Source organism: Enterococcus sp. AZ196, from assembly GCF_050498845.1.
GTDB classification, from domain to species: Bacteria; Bacillota; Bacilli; order Lactobacillales; family Enterococcaceae; genus Enterococcus_A; species Enterococcus_A murrayae.
In genome coordinates, this window is the sequence record NZ_JBIPAM010000002.1 from 1,369,487 (window position 1) to 1,390,342 (window position 20,856).

A 20,856-nucleotide genomic window follows, 5' to 3' on the forward strand; every position below is an offset into this window, starting at 1 on the left:
TTTTAAAAGTTTTCAATCATTTAAAAGTTTTTTAGGTGTCTTTAACATTCTAAGGGCATTTAAAATCACTACGATCGTGCTGCCTTCATGGAGAATGACGCCGATGGTAATATCCATCTTTCCTAAAAAGTTCAAGGTAACCAGGAATAGGACGACAAATATGGAGAATGCGATGTTCTGCCACGTCACCTTATCCATCTTTTTGCTGAGCTTGTGAGCATAGACTAATTTGGACAAATCATTTTTCATCAATACCAAATCAGCCACATCCATCGCCACGTCTGTTCCATCCCCCATCGCTACACCGACATCTGCGGTAACCAGCGCAGGCGCATCATTGATTCCGTCTCCCAGCATCCCTGTTGACCCGTATTTCTTTTGCTGTTCTTGAACGATCGCGGCCTTGTCCTCCGGCATCACGTTTGCTGCAACCTCATCGACGCCAATCTGTTTTCCAACTGCCTCGCCAGTAAGCTTCCCATCTCCGGTGATCATCGTCGTATGAAGACCAGCTTCTTTGAAATAGCGGATGGCATCCTTTGCGTAGCGATTGGGCACATCCATTAAAGCAATCAAGCCGATAACCGTTTCATTTTTCCCAATAAATACAACGGTCTTTCCTTCCGAAGAAAGCTGTCTTTCCTTTTCTTTATAGACAAACGAGGCCTGCTCAAAGGAGGTCGGTTTGCCAATGCGATAATGATCGCCCTGATAGATCGTTGACAAACCGCGGCCGACTTCATTTTCCACCTCAAGCGCAAGTTCGTCTTTAACAGGGAATTTATTGATGATCGCCGCAGCTAATGGATGATTCGATTGCTTCTCCATCGCCACAATCAGATCAATCAACGCGTCTTGATCCAGCGCCTGCTCAAAAGAATAATCTGTGACCTGCGGCTTGCCGTTTGTCAATGTCCCTGTTTTATCAAAGGAGATTGCCTTTAAGCCCTGTAATGTTGATAAATAGGCGCCGCCTTTTACCAATACTCCCTTTTTAGACAAATTAGAGATCGTCGCCAATGTCGTCGGTACCGCACTGGCCGCTAACGCACAGGGCGAAACAGAAATTAAATACACCATACTGCGATACAGGCTCAATTCCCAGCTCCAGCCGAAAATATACGGACCTGCCAAAAGAACAAAGGGAAACAGCACCAAGACAACCGTGACATATTTAGGTTCTAATCGTTGAATCAATGTCGCTGTCTTCGTCAAGCTCTTCTGCGACTGATTGACCAGCTGCAGGATTTTGGAAAAGACCGTCTCTGAGCTGTCCTTCGTGACCTCCATCGTGAAGGTTCCCGCACCATTGATCGTGCTGCCGTAAACTTCATCACCGACCGTTTTTTCTTTCGGAATACTCTCTCCATTGATAGAAGATTCATCGATCGCAGTCGTTCCTGTTCGGACAATCCCATCTGTAGGTACTTGATCGCCATTCAAAACCTGCAGAATATCACCAACCTTTACCTTTTCAACAGGAACAACCTCTGTGCTGCCATCAGGAGCAAGCACTCTGGCTTCCGTTGGGTTCATGTTTAGCAAATTCGTTATTTCTCGCTTGCTCTTGCCATCAACATAGGCCTCCAAAAAATGAGCCGCTGCAAAAATGACAATCAGCATCGCCGCCTCTTCATAATTCCCAATCGCGATCGCGCCAGCCGCCGCCAACGCCATCAAAAAGTGGACATTCGGTTGAAATTTTCTGGCACTGATGGAATCCTTGAAGGTATCCCCTAAGCCCTCAAGAATGATATGATAGCCTGCGGTAACAACCGCGATAATAAAGGCCGCATTTGAATAAAGCACATTGTTCCCTTCTAAAATATAGCCGCCAATAAAAGCCGCGATACCAACAAAAAACATAAAAATCGTAAAACCTCCGCCATGACTGTGATCATGATCGTGACTATGATGATCGTGGTCGTGGTCGTGCCCTGTCTCGTGATCGTGGATGTTCACGTTCGCTTTTTCCATAGTTATCTCCTCTTTTCGCATGACAATATTTACATATGTGCATGTGATCATATGTTTTATTTAATTATACATGAATGATCGTTCATGTGTCAAGAGGAGAATTCGCTTTTTTGCTCGGGGGAGTCTAGCAGGAAAAATCAAATCAAAAAAACCAAAATCTGGCAGATAGCAGACCTTGGTTTCAATTAACACTTATCTCTCCATATGTTGAAGAGTATTTTTTAATCCATTTCGACTTTCACACAGACGATTTCCTGTTTTCCTTTGAAAATAATTTATTGGGTGAAAAGCCATAGCCATAATTAAAGACCAGCATCGTCAAAACGTATAATACAAAAGGAATCACAAAAGTTGCTACGATGATCCCGGTTGACGCACTCCCCACCTGCTCCTGATTCGCTACATAGCCAGTGTAGGATAGAATAAAGCCAGGGATCGCACCTCCTACTGCCATTGCAAATTTCATAATGAGGGAATTTAGTGATGCGATTAATGCGGCTGGTTCAAAGCCCAATTTTTTTCGTATGATATCGACATTATCTGCCGAAATACTGTATTGCAGCGTGTTCGTAAAGCCTAATCCAGACTGCACCAGCACATAGCCGATCAAAAAGACCAATCGTGAACTCTTAAAACCAATCAAAAGCAGCATTGCCCCGCTGATTAATACCAGTGCAGCCGTGTATAGCCTTATCTTGCCTATTTTTTTAGAAATAATAGGTACGATTACACCCGCTCCTAATGCGCCGAATAATCCTAAAAAGCTAGCCAAGCTGAGCAATCGAGTATCCTTAATAATGTAGCTTAAATAATACAGCAGCGAACCATTAAAAATATTGGTAGCCGCAGTGATAAACAGCATACTGATAAAAAGTGTCGCTACTTCTCTGACCTTCAGAATCTTTACCGCGTCTTTAATCGAGTAATTTTTCTTCTCTTTAGTGTGATCGATCTCCTCGATCACCCGCTCCTTAAGTGTCAAAGTTCCAACGATCGTAAAAAAGGCGACTACAATCACTGTTCCGACAATCAGCAGCAGATAGCCAGAGACTTGATTACTGTAGCTGGCAAGAATCAAAGGTGCAGCGATGTTTAATAACGTGGGGCCGACAGTGTAGGAGACCCCCTTTATCGAAGACAAAACATTTCGTTCAGATTCGCGACCCGTTAATACAGGGATTAAGCTGTTCAACGGAATGTCCATCAGATCAAAGGTGATTCCCAAAAGAATGTATGAGACACTGATCGCCAGGATCTTCTGGCCTGAAAACATCAGTGGCGAAAACCAAACTAGCAGATAATTGATACAGCAGATGATCGTCCCTAAAACTAAGATCGGCTTGTATTTTCCAAATCTCGTTTTGGGAAAACGGTCGATCAAGAAGCCCAGCAACGGGTCGCTTACTCCATCTAACAGCCGCGAAATCAAAAACAACGTACCAACTACTGCGGGACTAATTCCAACAACATCTGTATAAAAAATCAACAGATAGGTATTCAATAACGTCATGATCGGAATGTTTCCAAGATTCGTTAAAGCAAAACCAATTTTTTCAATCAACCTAATCTTTGTATTTTCCAATGCTCCGCCCTCCTTATGCCGCTTTTCAGGCTAGCTTAAATTTTCTGCCAGCTCATTTGCTAATTCAAAAGTGTACTCTTGGTTTGCTGCTAGCTCGAACGCTTTCCCATTCAGTTTAAGGGTCCCGCCCTCTTTTGTTGAACAAACAATCAGCTGATCCTTATTCTTTTTAAGTGTGACAGAGCCATTTTTAACCGGGAATGTACTTTCCAGTTCAGAGAAGCACGCCAATTGCGGTTCAATTAGAAACGTGGCATAGCCAGGAGAAGTTGGGCTGATACCGGCGAAATATCTTCCAATCAAATAAATCGGACTAGCACCCCAAGCATGACATAGGCTTTTGCCAAAAGGATCGCCATACATCTCATACACATCATTGCCGGTCTCTTCAGGAATGTATTCCTCCCAGAAAGTCACCGCGTTTTGTTCGACCATGCCACCCCAGTAATCACAAATGATTTGATAAACGGTCTGGGTCTGTCCTAATTTACACAATGCATCTTGCTCATAATATTTGAAGTATGGTGTTGTGATTTGAGTAATCTCATCATTCAATAGCACATTCTTCAAAATTTTATCTGCTTTCGTTTCATCGACAAAATCGAACAACACAGCAAAAATGTTGGCATGTCTGGTTACATGTCTGTTGCCTGATTGATAAGAATCAATGAAGGCGCCCTTTTCCTCATCCCAGAAATAAGTCATCAGATTTTTTTCCAGTACAGTATATTTTTGACTATATTCAGCAGTATTTTCCCCTACGATCGATCCGCAAACGATCATCGCGTTATAAGCCTTAAGTAATAAGACCTGCTCTGCCGCTAATGTGCCGTCTTTGTCCATTTCGGACCAGTCAATAAAGATCCAGTCCTTTTCTCTTCCATAAATAAAGCCAAGCTCATCTGTTTGAGCCACTAAATAATCCATCAAGCTCTTCATTTTCGGATAGATTTGTTTCAAAAATTCAACATTGCCAGACATCATATAATGATTTTCTACTGCGATAATCCATAATATAGAGTAATCAACGATCGTATTCATGTGCTGCTTGATCTCATTTTGACCTCGAAGTGCCAACATAGTTCTCGTATTGATATCCTCATCAAAGAACAAATACTGATTGATGAAATAGCTTTGATACGCATCTCCTGACCAAATCCAGCGATCTCGCTTGATTCCATCAAGGAAGAACAGCCCGCTGCACAAGGTGAAGGTCTCAACAGAGATATCCCAAATTTTGTTCATCAGCGCATTATCCGAATGGAATGAGGCTTGATTCTCCAATGGGATAAACTCATGGATCGCATCGATTTCCACCTGCTCTGGTGTGAGGCCAGGAATGAATAAATGGCGAAACGCACGTTTTCTAGGAACTGTATCCGCCACCGCATTTTCCTCTTTGTAATAGCACATTTCAATATCCAGCGCTTCCGCATCCGATTCCCCGTAGCAAATCGTCACAGGCTTAGCCGTATTCAATTTTTTGATAGCAATCGTTCCAAAAATCGCGCGCCCATAATCAAGCAATACGCCGCCTTGACATTCTGCTACTGACACAGCCTGAACCGTCTCGGTCGCGAAGTAAACCTTGTTAGGATCACGATCCTGCGCTAAGTATAAAGCGCTCCAGCCTGCTGGCAGCTCCTCGATAAAATTACTTGCTGCCCAGCCGATATCACTTTTAATGACTTCGCCTTCAATATACATTGCCGGCAGTCCCTCTGTGTTACCGACAAATACGCGAACCTTATTTTTACCCGGCTCACAATGAATTTCCTCGCCAAAAGGATATTTTTTTCCATTTACTTCAGCGTATCCAACACCGACTGCGTGAACAACAAAGCTGGTCTCAGCCGCCAAATCATAATACCGTTTGAATTTAACATTTTTATGGCAATCATCCATGTTCCAATAAGCCGGCCAATCATAGCTGCGTTCTTCTCTTGAAAAATTCTGCAGCAAGCCCTGTCTTATCTCAAAATCGCCTGGATACCAAAGCCATCTTGTTTGATCTTCTTTTATCATCGATTTCCCCACCTATACATTATCCGTATTGAGCTCGTTGTCATTCCCTGGCTCATACTGTGTTGTTTTATTTTTCTTTTGCAGCCGCATCATGATGATTCCGGCAAAGGTCGCACACAAAACAATTCCGGCAAACCCGTACATAGAAGTTTGAATTTTTCCAGGAGCTACTAAAAAGGGTGTCACAAAGGCGAACAATCCGCAGCATACCCGAGAAAAGCCGTTAATAAACCCTTGAATCGATGCTCGCACTTCCGCCGGGAACGATTCCTGTGTCCAAACCTTATAGATCGCTTCTCCCGCCATCGGATTCCCAAAATTGTAGAAGCCGATCGTGATCGCCAGCATAATGAAGCCTGTTCCGCCGCCAATGATGGCCATGCCCAGCATTGCCATAAATTGAACAAAAGCACCGACAAAGAACGCTTTGTTTCGGTATTTCCCGCCGGAAACTGACGCAAATAAAATCGTTGTTACTAGTGAAACAATATTCAGCACGATTCCCAAACCAGTCGCTTGAGACTGAGACGCCCCTGCATTTGTAAGGGCATAGGTTTGAAATTGTCCCCATGTATTGGCCAGCAGGTTCCAGCAAACATAGAAAATAAGAATCGCTAAGAAGTAGCCTAAGAATTTGTTTTTATTTTCTCCAAACAGTACGGACTTAATAGAGACCTCTTGTTTTCCAATCGTTTCTGTCTTGATTTGCTGCTGACGCTTGATGCCTTCTTCATGAAAATGCTTGAATTTTTTAGAAAGAGTGCGCCAAATCCAAGTAAACAAAGAAAATGTAAGCAAAATGGCAAATACGATCCGTGCACCTAAGACGCCGCTGACTCCAGATAGTAAAAAAGAACAAATATACGAAATGAAAATCCCTACCTGCCAAAAAATCTGAGTTGACGATACCAGCTCTGCCGATGTTTTCTCGTCGGGTGCGTCGTGAGATACGACCGTCAAGCTGATCGGCAAATCCGCTCCTGAAGCAACGCCCATCACTAATACTCCAGCCAATAACATCGCAAAGCTTCCTGAGAAGACACAAATAGCAGAACCAATGGCATAAAATAAATTAATCCAGTTAAATGATTTGAACAAGCCGAACAAGCTGGTGATTTTCCCAGCAAATAACGAACCAAAGGCAATAGCGAATGTTAAGCCCCCAGAAATAAAACCAACCTGCGCCGTTGTCAGATCCAATCCTCTTTGCCACACCGGAATTGTCGCGGAAAGTCCAACGATACATCCTGATCCCAGCATTGATCCAATCCCCGCAGCCGTTGCCAATGGGCTATATTCCTTGACCAAAGACTTCTTTTTTGTATTACTATCCATTTTTTTAAAACTCCTTTCTTCTTGCATCCATATATTAACCGCTTTCATATCCTTGCTTCAATTTCAAATACTAAGAAGGTTTATAGCCAATTTACAGGTCATATGCTATTTTAGTAATAAAGAAATCACGGTCGATATAAAATGAGCGGAAAAGGAGGAGAAAAAAATGAAGGAATTGCTAAAGCAGCTGCATGCAGTCACTGCCCTTGAGGATTTACAAAAGAAAACCGGAAAAAACATTAATACGATGAATCTGAATTACAACAGCTCGATTGTTCCTGAAATTCCTAAGGTCGATTTTTTTAAGTATGGAAATATTTCCCTGAACAAGCATTCAAGATTTTCGTATACTCCCGCCCACACCCACAGCTTTATCGAGATAAACTATGTGCTAAACGGCAGCTGTACCCAGCGCTTAAACGGTGAAAAGTTTCAATTGGAAAAGGAGCAGCTAGTTATTTTGGATCGAAAAGTGATTCAACAAATCGATTACGTGAATTCAGAGGACATCATTATCAATATTCTATTAGAGGATGAGTCGATTCAAAATCACATATTGCCCAACCTTTCTCCTTCCAGCAATTTAATAACAGATTTTTTCTTTCAATCCGCGAATGGACAGCACGAGCATGGCAACTATATTATTTTAGACACAGCAGGAAATCCGCTCGCTAAGAAAATGATAGAATCGTTACTATTAGCCGCTTTCAATCGTAGAAATTCAGAAAAGGAACTGCTTATAAACCTACTGTATTGTGCGTTAATGGTAGAAATCTCTCATTTACCCGTAATAAGCACAAACAAAAAAATAACTACAAATGACCCGCTTATTCAAATCCTTAAATATATTAACGACAACTACACAGACGTTTCACTAAAATCACTAGGACAGACATTCGGCTACAATAAAAACTACCTAAGCAATTTGCTCAAGGACAAAACCGGCAGCAGCTTTCAAGAATTGATCGATCAAAAGCGCTTATCCGAAGCGAAACGACTCATGAGTGAAACCGACGAAAGCTTGAGTACGATTGCGATGAAAATCGGCTATAAAAGTGTCCCCTCCATATTCAAGCTGTTCCAAAAGGAAACCGGTCAAACACCGAATTTCTTCAGACATAATAAAACGGAATGATTCGAAAGTTTTTTGGAAAAATACTTTAAAAAATGAAAGTCAAACGCCCCTATTACCTTCCATTATGAAAGTAATAAGAGCGTTTGACTTTTTTATTCACCTGTTCAATCCTGTATTATCCTAATGAAGAAATTGCCTGCTTCGCCCAATCGGAATCCTTCAGTATCGCTCGCCCTACTCCGATCATATCCGCCTTTTCCTCCCGTAAAAGCCGCTCCGCGACAACGCCATCTACAATCCCGCCCGTTAATAAAACCGGAATTCTGACGTTCTGCTTGATTGACTCCGTTAAATCACTGAAATATCCCTGTTCCTTGGTATAGGGATTCGTATAGAAGCTGAAGCCGCCAGAAATATCCAGCAAACAAACACCGGCTTCTTCGAATTTCTTCGCTGCTGCCACACTATCCTCAATCGTCGTTCCACCAGCCAAATGATCGCTCGCTCCTAAGCGTATAGCAACCGGATAATCCTCTCCAACAATTTCGCGAATTGCCTGCAGGATATCTAAATGCAGCCGGATTCTTCCATCGATCGAATGTCCATGATAGCGATCTTCACGCCTATTGGTTAGCGGAGAATAAAACTGGTTCAGTAAATAACCGTGAGCTGAGTGAAGCTCCACGCCATCAAATCCCGCCCTCTTTGCTCTCAAGGCTGCCGCCGCAAAATCGGCGATGAGCTTCTGGATATCCTCTTCCGTCATCTCAGTCGGGATCGTTTTACTTCTGGCGGTTTCCGGCAGCTCGACTGCGCTAGCACTTAATGGCTCATAACCAGTGATTTCCTTTTTTGCTAAGCCTCCTGCATGAGCAAGCTGGGCAAAAGTCTTTGAGCCATTTTGATGAATCATCTCAACCACTTTCTCCAAGCCGGCAATATCGCTGTCCTTAGCAATTGATACTTGCCCTTTACTAGCCTTGCCTGCGGGGCTGACATAACTATGCTCGGTAATAATCAGGCCAATGTGACCGCCCCGCGATTTTTCAGCATAATATTCACAAAGCTCACGTGTAACCTCGCCATTTTCTTGGGATTTCGCCGTAGCCATCGGCGGCATAACTAATCGATTCACGATCTCTAAACGTCCAATCTGGATCGGCGAATTCAATAAGCTCATGGCAAACCCTCCTTCGTTTTCTTTATGCTCTCAGTTTATCAGGTTGGCAATGATTTGATAAGGCGGTTCATTTGCTTTGGTTGCTAATGATGAAATAAAAGAATGGGCGTATATTTCTTTTGCGATATTTTTATCTTATATGTACATGGACAAAGAACCCCTAATTCCACCACTTTTGATGGAGCTAGGGACATAGGCAGCTAATTCTTTGTCAGCTCTCTCATAAAAAATACAGTATCGACGTCCATTAAATGATAGTCCTTCGGCATTTCAGTCTTAGCAATCAATTCAAAGCCGTTCTTTTTATAGAATTTTTGTGCTGCTTTTAACACATCCACCGTTCCTAGATAGATTCGCTCATAGCCTTGATCCTTACAATAAGAGATCAACGTGTTCAGCAGTTTCTTTCCCACTTGCTTTTCACCGCGGAACTCTTTTGCGGCGAACATTTTTTTGATGGCGCCGCAATGATTTTCCAGTTTCACTAACGCGATACTTCCAACCACCTGGCCATTGGAAAGCGCGACCCAAAAATTCCCGCCGGTATCGATATACTCCTCTTTGATTCTCAAAAGATCCGGCTGATCCTCAATGCTGATATCAATGTTAAATTCCTCTCTTTGGATCGGGAGGATCAAATCAACGACCTCTTGGGTATATTTTTCTTCAAATAGGACAATCGTTACTTCTGCCAATTTTATCGACTCCTTTAACTAGTTTTTCTGTTCCTCTGGAGCAACCTTGCCTAATATTTGTTCAATCGTCTTCATAGCAGTGACCAACTCCTGATAATTCTGGGTATCCAAGGGTTCCAGCAATTCCAAAACCTTTTTGTCTGATTCTGCCTCGACGTATTTGTTCAATTCCAGTCCTTTTTCCGTCAGAAAAAGCTGCAAACTCCTACTATCATCGGGATTTTTTTTCTTATAAATATAGTCATTTCGCTCCAGCTTGCTTAATATCCGGCTCAGGTAGCTCTTTTTAATATTTAAACGTTTTGTCAGTTCGTTTGCCGTAATACTCGGATGACGACCAATCTCACCCAATATCCGCATCTCGATCATGGAATAATCCAAATCAAAAACCGTTTGATCAAAGACTCCTAAAATTTTTGTGTAGTATCGGTTAAAGCTTCTAATATCACGGGTATCCACCAGCTATCACGACCTTTCGCTAAATAGTTTACTTTATCAACTAAATCGAGTATAAAATATTTAGTTTACTTTATCAACTATTTTGACCGATGAAAATACGCTTTTTCTTAAAAATTACAGGGATAAAAGAAAAAAGACTTGTAGAAAGTACGAGAATGATTTATCCTATCCAAGAATCATGCAACATTAGGAGGAGATCATGGTGATATATTCATCTTGTATCGTACGCTCAAAGAACAATCCAGTTACCTATTAAACGATTAGTTCTTTGACGGAAATAAATTTTCCTCAAAGAAAAGAAACGAGGAAAATAATGAATACAGAAAAATTAGTTTTACAACCCTATGAATATTGGTATTGCAAACAGCAGATCAGTGAACTTGTGAGTGCGTACCATTCCGTAAATGACAAGCAGGTCATCTTGACTTTGCAAACATTGATCCAAGGAAAGACCGAAGAATTATTCAAGCGCGACCCTGCCTTGGCAGCTTATTGGGATCAGTTTCTCGATACCGGGCTGACTAGAGAAAAATTCGAAAAGCTTTTTGAGGAAATGAAACGCTTCACTATTCCAATGGATACCCCTTCAACAAAACAAATCGAAAAAAGCTTTCGAAAAGTTAAGAAGATGCAATTTCCTGAGCTTGCGACATTGGATTTTCACGAGCTGAGCTATTTGGGCTGGAATGACAGCGGAACGAACCGTAAGTACCTGATTCGAAAAATCGACGGACGTTTTACGGGTGTTTATGGAAGCTTCAGCACGGATGTGCAAAAGGGTCACTGTGCCATCTGCAATCAAATCAGCACTGTCGCCTTCTTTTTAGCAACGACCAAATCAGCGGGAGACGGAACCTATACGAAAAAAGGGAATTACATTTGTACAGACAGCAACCAATGCAACCGTCAGCTGACCCAACTGGATACGTTGGAACGATTTTGGGAAACTGTGACAAAATAGTCGGGCAGACAATCCCTTCATCGTATAAAACTGCATAATAAAAAAGAGGATCAAGCAGTCATCATCTGCTTGATCCTCTTCTGTGTTTTTATTATTACATGATTGTTCCCATTGCAACGTGCTGATCTTCATCTGTCGTCACTGCTGCTGCCACGGCCGCCTCTAAACCTTTGGCGATCGTTTCAACGGATAAGCTCGGTGTTCCTACCGGCAAGTCCAAAACTTGTTCCGGCAAATATGGAACATGGATAAATCCGCCTTTGATGTTCTTCTTTTGCTTATCTGCTAAATAGAGCAAGCGATACATGATATCGTTGCAGACAAAGGTCCCTGCTGTATAAGAAACACTTGACGGAATCCCCGCTTTCTTCACGTTGCTTACCATCGCTTTGACAGGAATCGTCGCAAAATAAGCTGTTTCGCCGTCCTCATGAATCACTTGGTTTAATGGCTGCTGCTGTTCATTATCTGGAATACGCGCCTCCATCAAATTGATCGCAACCTTTTCGATCGAGATATCTGATCGGCCGCCTGCTTGTCCCACACATATAACGATATCCGGCTGCTGCTCTTCTATCGCCTTTGCTAGAACCTCGCCGTCCTTTTTAAAAACCGTTGGGATTTCTAATTTATGAATTTCTGCGCCTTCAATCGTATCTGGCAAACGTTTCACTGCTTCATAAGCAGGATTGATCGCTGCTCCGCCAAAGGGGTCAAAACCGGTAATCAATACTTTCATACTCGTCACCTTTCCTTTACTATACTTACTTTACTCGTTTATTTAAATAAAATCATGTAACAGATTTGGAAAACTAAAAAGATTACTGCCAGTACGGCCTGATTCTTGATTACGCCAAAGCGATCCTTCATCTCTAACATGGCAACTGGCACGATATTGAAGTTTGCCGCCATCGGTGTACACAAGGTTCCGCAATAGCCGCAGGTTAACGCCACCATACCGATTAACACCGGATCAGCCCCGTATGCTAATACGAAAGGCGCACCGATCCCCACCGTCATTACCGTGATCGCCGCAAAGGCATTTCCCATAATCATAGTGAACAGCATCATACCGATAGCAAAAACAATGATTCCTAAATTCACATTGCCCTTCGGAATAACCTTTGCCACAAGCTCAGAGATAACTTCGCCGACTCCAGCCGCTGTAAAGATCGCTCCCAAGCTGGCCAACAGCATTGGCAGCATGCTTAGCGGTCCTACTGTCGACAGCATCCGTTCAGCATCATCCAGGAATACCTTTGGCTTGTTTGAATTTGAATAAACCATCAAAATAACGATCGCCACTAACACACCAACTCCGACACCAACCAAGGCACCTAGCTGTGTGAACACGGCAAAGATAATCGCAAAAATCCCCATTGATAAGGCCGGAATAAAAATCTTCATACCGATCTTATCCGCCATTTTCTTAGTAACCGTTTCGGCCGGCGCACTTTCCTTGCCTTTGCTGACCTTTTTAAAGATTGGCGGCAAGGTCATAAGAATGACCAATAGTCCATTGATCATTGGCGGAATCCATCGGCCAAACATCATTACGACCCCTAAGGCACACCAAAAGATCGCTGTTCCGATCGGTGTCGCATTGGCTTTATCGCGAGCGTTTTTGATCCCGGTATAAATAGCTACCGCGCCCATAATAATATAAATGATTTCAAGTAATTTCTCAGATAATAATACATCCTGACTTAGAAAAAATGACATGTGCTTCCCTCCCTATTTATTGTTGCCGTAGTATTTTTTGTATAATTTTCGGTCTTTTAAGAAGTAATAAACAATCGCAACGATGACCGCAAATAATGCCACCGGAATTTCGACCTTCGCTAAATCTAATAAGCTTGTTTCATATCCTAGATCCTTCAATGTCGCTTGAACAAGCAATGCGCCCGGACCCCCAACAAATAATACTTGGAAGAAGAACCATGCAATGTTTTCCATCCCTGAAGACATTCCCTTTAATTCTTCAACATACTCCTCTTCTGGCTCCTTGCCCTTGGCTTCGATTGAACCGATCACCATTGGCATAATAATTGGACGAACAAAGCCCGCTACACCGCCAAAGCTAATGTTGAAGGCCGCAAAGATGGAACGCATCACTCCATATGCCCCAATTACCGCGCCGGCCGAGGCATTTTTGATCTTTCCAATCAGCTTCGCCGCCGATTCCTTCAAGCCGTTTCGCTCCAAAGTACCAGTCACCAGCATGATCAAAATAAAAATCGCCATCGAACGGTTAGAAACAAAGCTCGTTCCTAAGGTCGTCAACAATCCTTCCACTCCTAATCCACCCGTGATCGCCGTAACGACCGCAGCCACTAAAATGATTAGAATCGAATCTAACTTCAAGGCAAAGCCAATAATAACAATCAAAATACCAATTAATTTAGCTAATTCCATATAAATTTTTCCTCCTTATTGTGATGCAATAATCGGTCGAAGCCGAGTATAGCCGATAGTTATTTCTTCTTCTGTGAACACAGCTGAAGTCTGATAAAGTGCGGTTGCCGCTAATAGCAAATCAATAGTAGCCAAATCATGAACCACATGCGCTTCAGCACACAATCGCAAATAATCCCCCTGCGCCGTTTCATCAGCAACCTCACTTGTGTAGGCTACAGATGTCAGCCAAGGAAAACGAATCGATGGATATCGGTGCTGCGGGTCTGCCGCAAAACCGATCCAATAGTTGATCATTTCTTTATAGTATTCTGCCGGAAACAGCTTCGGCAGCCATTTATGCGCATAGACCTCAAATTGTGCCGCCCATTCCTCATTCCAGCGCTTCATTTCTGGAACGGCGCCGATCGCATCCGCGATCACGTCTTCAATCCGTTTATTCAACGCGATATTTGAGCGATAGTTCTCATCCGTCGGTACCCAAAAATACCCATACAGCAATGAACGCGGCAGCCAGAAGCCTTTGTAGGATGGGGAGGTGTATCCGGAAAATGGCTGCTCCCATTCATGTGTCGGCACACCATGGTTATCGACCATCACATCAGGAACACATCGTTCGTATAAGCGAGTCATTCCTAAAGCCTCGGTATGCTGCGTTTCGAGATTGAAATACTCATGGTAGAACTCTTTTCCTACACCATTAAAGCGAGCCACATGCAGCTTCCACTCAGGGGTCTCCTTCTGCAATTCGTAATGAATCGCCGCGCCATCCACATTTTCCAAAGGAACGATCACTAGATTTAAGCGATCAGTCATGTCCTCATACTTGGGATTCGTCAGCAATTCCTTCAATAGTAAGAAAGCGCCATTCGTCCCCGACACCTCGTTGGCATGATGACGAGCGTTGATGATTTCGGACGGATAATTTGTCAAACGCTTCGTTCTTGAGACATACCCTGAAGCAGCAGCCCGCGGCAGTAATTCAATCGCGTATATTTCGCGACCCAAATAAGACGTAGCAATCTGATAAACCGCGATCTGCGGCACTCGCTTCAATTGTTGGATGATTGCCAAATATTCTTCATACCCAATCACCTGATCAGGAAATAAATCAATCTGATCGATCGTCAAATCCTGGACGATTTCCGGCTGCTTTGGTCGGCTTTCAGCAATAAATCGCTGATTTTCTACCTGAAAGACTACTTGATCAAACGAACAAAAATCAAACTCTTGCGCGATTAAGCCCTGTTCAAAAAGCTTGGCGTAGGCCTCCACCACCTGAGCCGAGGCTCCCTCGACTTGGATTGCCGCGGTAAGCTTCTGCTGCTGATAACTGATTGATTGAAGAGTGCAATGAACATCCTTGCGTTTGGTCGGATGGGACACAACTTGATCATCTGCAATAATTTGAGCCGTTTTACTCACCTGTTTTAAAAGTGTCGCTTTGAATCTCGGCCTGCCGATTTCTTGCCTGATTATTGGTAAAATCAGACCCGGCTCCTCGAACATCTTGCCGCTAACTTCCATGCCGTAATTTTTGAAATAATCCGCCCCTGCAAAATACAAATCTTCATGCAACGCATCCAAGCTGGATAAAAGATCGTTTCGACTTGAAAGCCGTTCATCCGGTTCACTGGCTGCAATTTCTAATTGCAATTGTGCAAAAAATGGTTGCTGCGCTTGCGTTAATTCTCCCTGCTCCTCGATCCAAGCACGACATTCTGGCAGAACCTCATCCTGATATGCCCTCCAGATTTTTTCAACATCCGTAGCAAAGGTTTCCTCCAGACAACGGACTCCATTGACCTTTACTTGCACTCGCCCAGTCGGCGGATGAACCTTCCCCATGCCAGGATAGGCGGATAAATACGGCCGTTCAGAATAGCTGGCCAAATAGCTCCACTTCTTTACCTCACGATCTGTTTGAACCGAAACCTCATAGGTCAAATCTTCTGATCCAGAATAGGTGACAAATTCAACCTGATCCGCTGATAAATCAAAAGCCGTCATCAGATTATCTTGAATCGGATACAGCTCCTGCAAATACCGAATCGGCAGATCATTCCATTTATCAGAATCATGACCGTCCACATTATTATAGGTTGGGGTCGCTCCTGATTCGTCGGTCCACTCAGTCACACCAGCTGGTAAAAAGGGTTTGAAAGCAATTGTAATCTTTTTAATTTTCTGACTTTTTAGTTTAGGCAGGAGGATGTCGTTGATCCATGAATAGCCCTGCTTATGAGCACAAACCAATTCGACCGTGCCTTCAGCCTTTCGTGCCGCCAATTCCGCTTGAATTTTTTGCGTTAGTTCCTCACGTACGAGCGGATTTTCACTCAAAACCCCGGTGATTTCCACCTGATCACCTGCTTTGATTTCCGAATACGCAGAGGATAGAAGCTTCAGAAACTCATCCACTTCCCAGGTTAAATCAAACTCTTGCTGGTAAACCTTCACCATAGATCGGTGATCAATAAAAGTCGTATCTGGAAAGGCCTGTTCGACTTCTTCACGGCGTTGATTGATCTCAGGCGATACATAGGCAGTCGCTTTTGCCGAAGAAAGGCTAGCAGTGTAGGCCAATTGACCATCTAGATTCTTCATTAAGAAACTGTCGACCAATTTCTGCAGATAGCTAGTCCATGTTTCAAAAGCAGAGAGCTTCGGAAATTGCTCGCACACTATCGCTGAAAAATCTTCTAACTCTTTTCCAGTACCTTCTATAATAACCAGTTCATCCTCTTGCACCATTTGGCAAGCCGCCGCCTCACGAAACAGAATTGCTGGGCCACCCTCATATTTCTCAGTCAGCAGCCAATCCGTAATCCCCGTCGTTTCCATTCCCAAACGAAAAGCAACATTGCACGCAGCAACCATGAAGGAACCGCTGCATTTTTCTGGCAAAACCATTTTTACTGTCAAATCATCCGGTAAAAAATCATAATCACGATCCGCCAAGAAAGGCCCCGTACTAAATAGCTTTTCCAAACCCGTTGCTTCACGCCATTCAAAATCGATCACCGCTTCAGAATACTGACTCGCCGCATGATAATCCGCAGGCTGCTCACTTGTCGTCAACGCTTTTTTTAGCTTAGCTGCTAATGCCTCTTTCGTCGGAACCTCCTCGCCTATTTCCGTACTGGCAATTGGAAACGTGGCATTCTCAGAGGTAAATCCAGCGAACAATGCGGCTTGAATCGTTTCCCGCTGTTCGAAAAAGGACAGCTGTCCATCTACTTTTAGCACTTCCATTCCTCCCTGCTACTATTTTTTGAATAATGTACCAATCTCACGTCCTGCCAAAATATCAAACAGCACATGAGGGTTTCGACCATTCGCCAACACCATTGAGATATTTGCCGTCAACGCACCAGTCGCTGTTTTCAGCTTACTGCGAATCCCGCCGCGACTCAGCTCTCCTAAATGAGGATCAGATTCCTCTAATAGGCGCTGATCAATCTCACTCAAATGTCGAATCATTTTTGCTTCCTCATTTACCAAAGGATTCTCCGAATAAAGACCATTTACATCCGTCAGCATGATCAGCAGATCCGCTTCAACCGCCTCAGCAATCAATAAGGACAATTCATCATTGTCTTCAAACTTCGTTCTGTGCGCTCCATCAGCTACCGTCACCGCATCATTTTCGTTGATAATCGGTAAAATACGATTGTCTAAAAGCTCATGGATCGTTTGAATGAAGACCTGCCGATCCTCCGAGACCGTCAAATTATCCCGACTTAGCAGCAGCTGACCAATCTTTTGATTCTGCTTTTTGAAGGCGGACTCATATAAGCTAGTAAGCAGGCCCTGCCCCACAGCCGCCGCCGTAAATTTGGAGACCTCGCCTAATTGAATCGCCCCTGCTCCGACCGCTCCTGAAGAAACCAAAAGAAGCCTCTTTCCTGATGCCATCAGCTCCGACAATACATCTGCCAGCTTCTCGATCGCGGACTCAAGAACACCGCTTTCCGGGGATACTAGCAGACTAGTCCCAACTTTTATAACAATAATATCCGCTTTTTTTATTTCTTCTCTCATAGATTACACCTTAACTATAAAAAACAGACGACATAACTTAATAAAACCCTATCCGTCAAATGTACTTTCATTATTTTTTGCTAATCATATCACAAAACTATCCGCATGGGAATATTCTATTTTTTTAACCAAAAAGCCCTTTTACCTAATATTATTTTATGTTACAAAGAAAAATCGCCTCTTTAGACAAGTTAAAATATTTATTTATTCGAATAATTGTTATCCTAATTGGACTATTTTTTAATTTTAGATTAAATTCAATTTCATTTAATAACTAATGTCATAATTATAAATAACTTTACTACCAGAATGTAGAACCGATTCTGATCGTAAATTCAAAAAAATCCCGCCTACTAACAGCCACGTGCCTGAAGCCGCAAAAAAAACCTAGCCCGCTTCAATGACCGCTGACTGATCTGCCAGCTCATCAAGAAAGTGGGTAGGTCTTTTACTTTAAAGTATGACTCTTTTTAAGTGTTTAAAATTAGGCATTTGTCGTTGGTAAAATGGTTTCCACTTCTGAATGTGGACGTGGAATAACGTGAACAGATAATAACTCACCCACACGTTGCGCTGCTGCTGCACCAGCGTCTGTAGCAGCTTTCACTGCGCCAACATCGCCACGAACCAAGACCGTTACGATTCCGCCGCCAACGCGTTCTTTACCGACTAAGGTAACATTTGCCGCCTTCACCATTGCGTCCGCTGCCTCAATAGAGCCAATTAAGCCTTTTGTTTCGATCATTCCTAATGCATCTGATTTCATTTTTGTATTCCTCCTAAATTATTTTCTGATTTTTATTGATGTTCCTGGTACCACGCCAAGAGCATTGGCTTCTTCAGTATCAATGTGACACTCCAAGCCTGAATTCGCAGTCGCGCGAATTACTACATTGTTTAAGCTGCCGCCTCGTTCACCTTCAAAATCAATCGAGACAATTTGCCCATCGGTCACACCAAATCGCTCTGCCTCTTCCGGCAGCATATGGATATGACGTTTGGCAATAATGACGCCCTGCTGGATCTCATAAGAACCGTTTGGACCGATTAATGTGAGTCCAGGGGTATTCCGTAAATCGCCAGATAATCGCAAAGCTCCCTTAATCCCTAGCTTAAAGGTATCACTTTGCAAAATTTCTACCTGCGTTTCCCCTCTGACTGGTCCTAAAATGCGAACTTTTTCAATCACACCTCTGGGTCCGCAAATCGTCAAACATTCCTTACAGGCATATTGACCCGGCTGAGATAAATCCTTTAATTTGGTTAATTGGTAATCACTGCCAAATAATTTATCTACCGCGGCTTGGCTTAAATGGATATGACGATTAGAAATTCCAACTGGAATCGTCTTGTCTTTGGGGATATCGTTAGGATTTAAATGTGCCATAATCGCATTTAATATCGCTTCATAATCTTCCATTGGTACTCCTTCAATTCGTTATTTGCCTGGAAATCCTTAGGCGTTCATTTGAGTCAAAACTTTTCTTACTACTTCTGCTAATTCGCTCAGCTCTGCGGCAGAAAAGTTCGGATCGTCCGCATTTTCTGCCTGCGGCTCAGCAGACTGCTCAACCGTTGAGGCGCCGGCTGCTAAAGAAGCCGAGATTGGTCCATCCAGTTCTGGATGAGAAAAACTGGTATCTTCAGTCACTATGCTTGTCACATCCTTCAAGCCGTAAGCGACCTTCTTTATGTTCAACAAGTGCTTCGGACTGACATTTTCAGAAACGGAGCTGCCGCCAAAGGTTCCACAACCTAAGGTAAAGGAAATCGGCAGGCCTGTGCTGATACCTGTGCCGCCTTGACTGCCGCCTGTATTTACTAAAATTCGCGAAGCAGGTTTTGCGGCAAATTTTAGGACGATCTCTCGATCATTCGTGTGGATACTCATTGTATGCCCAATTCCATTTTGTAATAAATCTATACTTAGTTGACACGCCTCTTGCCAATCCTTCGTGGTATAAAATGCCAGCACAGTCGTCAGCTTTTCAAATGAAAGAGGACTACCTGCTCCGACACCCTTCTGGCGACCAATTAGGACGGTGGTTGTCTGCGGCACTGTGAACCCTGCGGCTTCGGCAATTACCTGCGGCGTCCGGCCTACAAATTTAGCATTCATTGCGTGACCGCCGCCTTTGAAAAGCAATCCGCAAACCTTTTTGGTTTCTTCTTCTGACATGAAGTAGCCGCCTTGTGCTTTCAATTCGGCAATCACTTCCGCCTCATTGCTTTCTTCACAGATAATCGATTGCTCTGAAGCACAAATCGTCCCATTATCAAATGTTTTACTGGCAATTATTTGAGCAACAGCCTTTTTCACGTCCGCACTCTTTTCAATGTACGCAGGGGAATTTCCCGCTCCCACACCAATTGCCGGCTTTCCTGAACTGTAAGCCGCTTTTACCATTCCCGGCCCGCCGGTGGCAATAATCAGCTTCACTTCCTCCGCGTGCATCAGCTCATTGGTGGAGGCCATCGTTGGAGTCGAAACACAGCTGATCACTCCTTTTGGCGCACCGGCTGCTTCGGCTGCACGGCTCATCATATCAGCCGCTTTTTTTGTACATTCGGCAGCCGCTGGATGCGGTGCAAAGACAATCGCGTTTCTGGACTTCAAGGCGATCATCGCTTTGAAAATCACCGTAGAAGTCGGATTCGTTGAAGGAATGATCCCCATCACTAAACCAACTGGTTCCGCCACATCAAACGTTCCCTTGGTCGTGTCTTCGTGAATGATTCCAACCGTTTTCTCATCCTTGATTTCTTCGTACAATAATGCCCCGGCCGCATGATTTTTATAGGCTTTGTCTGCTACTTTCCCAAAGCCAGTTTCATCAACCGCTGCTTTCGCTAAACAAACAGAAAATTTTTCTGCCGCTTCTTTCATGTTTTTCAAAATTTTGTCCACTTGCTCTTGGGTAAACGTCGCAAGCTCTTGAGCGGCAACATGACCTGCTCGAGTTAAATCACGTGCTTCTTGAACGGAGCATAAATCTTTGTCAAACTTATTCATTCTTTTTACTCCTTTTTCACATTGAGGTACTTATTTTTTAGCCCTCCATCATTTTTAAATCCTTCGTTGATGATTTTTGGGTCTGTAGCTATTCT

The 20,856-nt window shown here is 43.3% G+C and carries 17 protein-coding genes; 2 read left to right on the plus strand and 15 right to left on the minus strand.

Annotated elements, in window-relative coordinates:
• Positions 1-12: 12 nt before the first annotated feature.
• From IGI67_RS24280 to IGI67_RS24295, 4 genes are all read right to left on the minus strand, one after another.
• Positions 13-1,977 (minus strand): heavy metal translocating P-type ATPase, encoded by a 1,965-nt coding sequence (locus IGI67_RS24280; RefSeq protein ID WP_429959651.1) that lies wholly within the window; start codon positions 1,975-1,977, stop codon positions 13-15.
• A 238-nt stretch (positions 1,978-2,215) separates the two neighbouring features.
• Positions 2,216-3,559, minus strand: a complete 1,344-nt coding sequence (locus IGI67_RS24285) for an MFS transporter (RefSeq protein WP_429959652.1) — start codon at positions 3,557-3,559, stop codon at positions 2,216-2,218.
• Positions 3,560-3,589: 30 nt separating this feature from the next.
• Entirely contained in the window at positions 3,590-5,584 is a 1,995-nt protein-coding gene (locus IGI67_RS24290) for an amylo-alpha-1,6-glucosidase (protein ID WP_429959653.1), read from the minus strand.
• 12 nt (positions 5,585-5,596) lie between these two features.
• The gene (locus IGI67_RS24295; RefSeq protein ID WP_429959654.1) at positions 5,597-6,919 is read right to left on the minus strand and encodes an MFS transporter; all 1,323 of its coding nucleotides are present in this window, start codon (positions 6,917-6,919) and stop codon (positions 5,597-5,599) included.
• A 166-nt stretch (positions 6,920-7,085) separates the two neighbouring features.
• Between IGI67_RS24295 and IGI67_RS24300 the strand changes: the two genes are divergently transcribed.
• Complete coding sequence (locus IGI67_RS24300; RefSeq protein ID WP_429959655.1) at positions 7,086-8,054, plus strand: AraC family transcriptional regulator; 969 nt, start codon at positions 7,086-7,088, stop codon at positions 8,052-8,054.
• Positions 8,055-8,169: 115 nt separating this feature from the next.
• Here IGI67_RS24300 and IGI67_RS24305 read toward each other — a convergent pair whose 3' ends face one another.
• The 3 genes from IGI67_RS24305 to IGI67_RS24315 form a co-directional block, all read right to left on the minus strand.
• Positions 8,170-9,174 (minus strand): NADH:flavin oxidoreductase, encoded by a 1,005-nt coding sequence (locus IGI67_RS24305; RefSeq protein WP_429959656.1) that lies wholly within the window; start codon positions 9,172-9,174, stop codon positions 8,170-8,172.
• A 200-nt stretch (positions 9,175-9,374) separates the two neighbouring features.
• Positions 9,375-9,869, minus strand: coding sequence for a GNAT family N-acetyltransferase (locus IGI67_RS24310; protein ID WP_429959657.1), 495 nt, complete (start codon positions 9,867-9,869; stop codon positions 9,375-9,377).
• Between the two features lie 18 nt (positions 9,870-9,887).
• Positions 9,888-10,328 carry a MarR family winged helix-turn-helix transcriptional regulator gene (locus IGI67_RS24315; protein ID WP_429959658.1) on the minus strand — a complete coding sequence of 147 codons (441 nt, stop codon included), beginning with the start codon at positions 10,326-10,328 and terminating at the stop codon, positions 9,888-9,890.
• 313 nt (positions 10,329-10,641) lie between these two features.
• On the opposite strand from IGI67_RS24315, the gene IGI67_RS24320 reads away from it, so the two are divergent.
• Complete coding sequence (locus IGI67_RS24320; RefSeq protein WP_429959659.1) at positions 10,642-11,289, plus strand: FusB/FusC family EF-G-binding protein; 648 nt, start codon at positions 10,642-10,644, stop codon at positions 11,287-11,289.
• A 94-nt stretch (positions 11,290-11,383) separates the two neighbouring features.
• Here IGI67_RS24320 and pcp read toward each other — a convergent pair whose 3' ends face one another.
• From pcp to IGI67_RS24360, 8 genes are all read right to left on the minus strand, one after another.
• Entirely contained in the window at positions 11,384-12,028 is a 645-nt protein-coding gene (pcp, locus tag IGI67_RS24325; protein WP_429959660.1) for a pyroglutamyl-peptidase I, read from the minus strand.
• Between the two features lie 38 nt (positions 12,029-12,066).
• Complete coding sequence (locus IGI67_RS24330) at positions 12,067-13,011, minus strand: DUF979 domain-containing protein (RefSeq protein WP_429959661.1); 945 nt, start codon at positions 13,009-13,011, stop codon at positions 12,067-12,069.
• Between the two features lie 12 nt (positions 13,012-13,023).
• Positions 13,024-13,704 carry a 5-oxoproline transporter, DUF969 family subunit gene (locus IGI67_RS24335; RefSeq protein ID WP_429959662.1) on the minus strand — a complete coding sequence of 227 codons (681 nt, stop codon included), beginning with the start codon at positions 13,702-13,704 and terminating at the stop codon, positions 13,024-13,026.
• A 15-nt stretch (positions 13,705-13,719) separates the two neighbouring features.
• On the minus strand, positions 13,720-16,953 hold the full coding sequence (locus IGI67_RS24340; protein WP_429959663.1) for a M14 family metallopeptidase: 3,234 nt from the start codon (positions 16,951-16,953) through the stop codon (positions 13,720-13,722).
• Positions 16,954-16,971: 18 nt separating this feature from the next.
• Positions 16,972-17,748, minus strand: coding sequence for a glutamate 5-kinase (gene proB, locus IGI67_RS24345; protein ID WP_429959664.1), 777 nt, complete (start codon positions 17,746-17,748; stop codon positions 16,972-16,974).
• Positions 17,749-18,232: 484 nt separating this feature from the next.
• Positions 18,233-18,514: a BMC domain-containing protein gene (locus IGI67_RS24350; RefSeq protein WP_207107696.1), complete on the minus strand. Its 282-nt coding sequence runs from the start codon at positions 18,512-18,514 to the stop codon at positions 18,233-18,235.
• Positions 18,515-18,532: 18 nt separating this feature from the next.
• The gene (locus IGI67_RS24355) at positions 18,533-19,168 is read right to left on the minus strand and encodes a phosphate propanoyltransferase (RefSeq protein WP_429959665.1); all 636 of its coding nucleotides are present in this window, start codon (positions 19,166-19,168) and stop codon (positions 18,533-18,535) included.
• 36 nt (positions 19,169-19,204) lie between these two features.
• A complete protein-coding gene (locus IGI67_RS24360) occupies positions 19,205-20,761 on the minus strand; it encodes an acetaldehyde dehydrogenase (acetylating) (RefSeq protein WP_429959666.1) in 1,557 nt (518 codons plus the stop codon).
• Between the last annotated feature and the right edge of the window lie 95 nt (positions 20,762-20,856).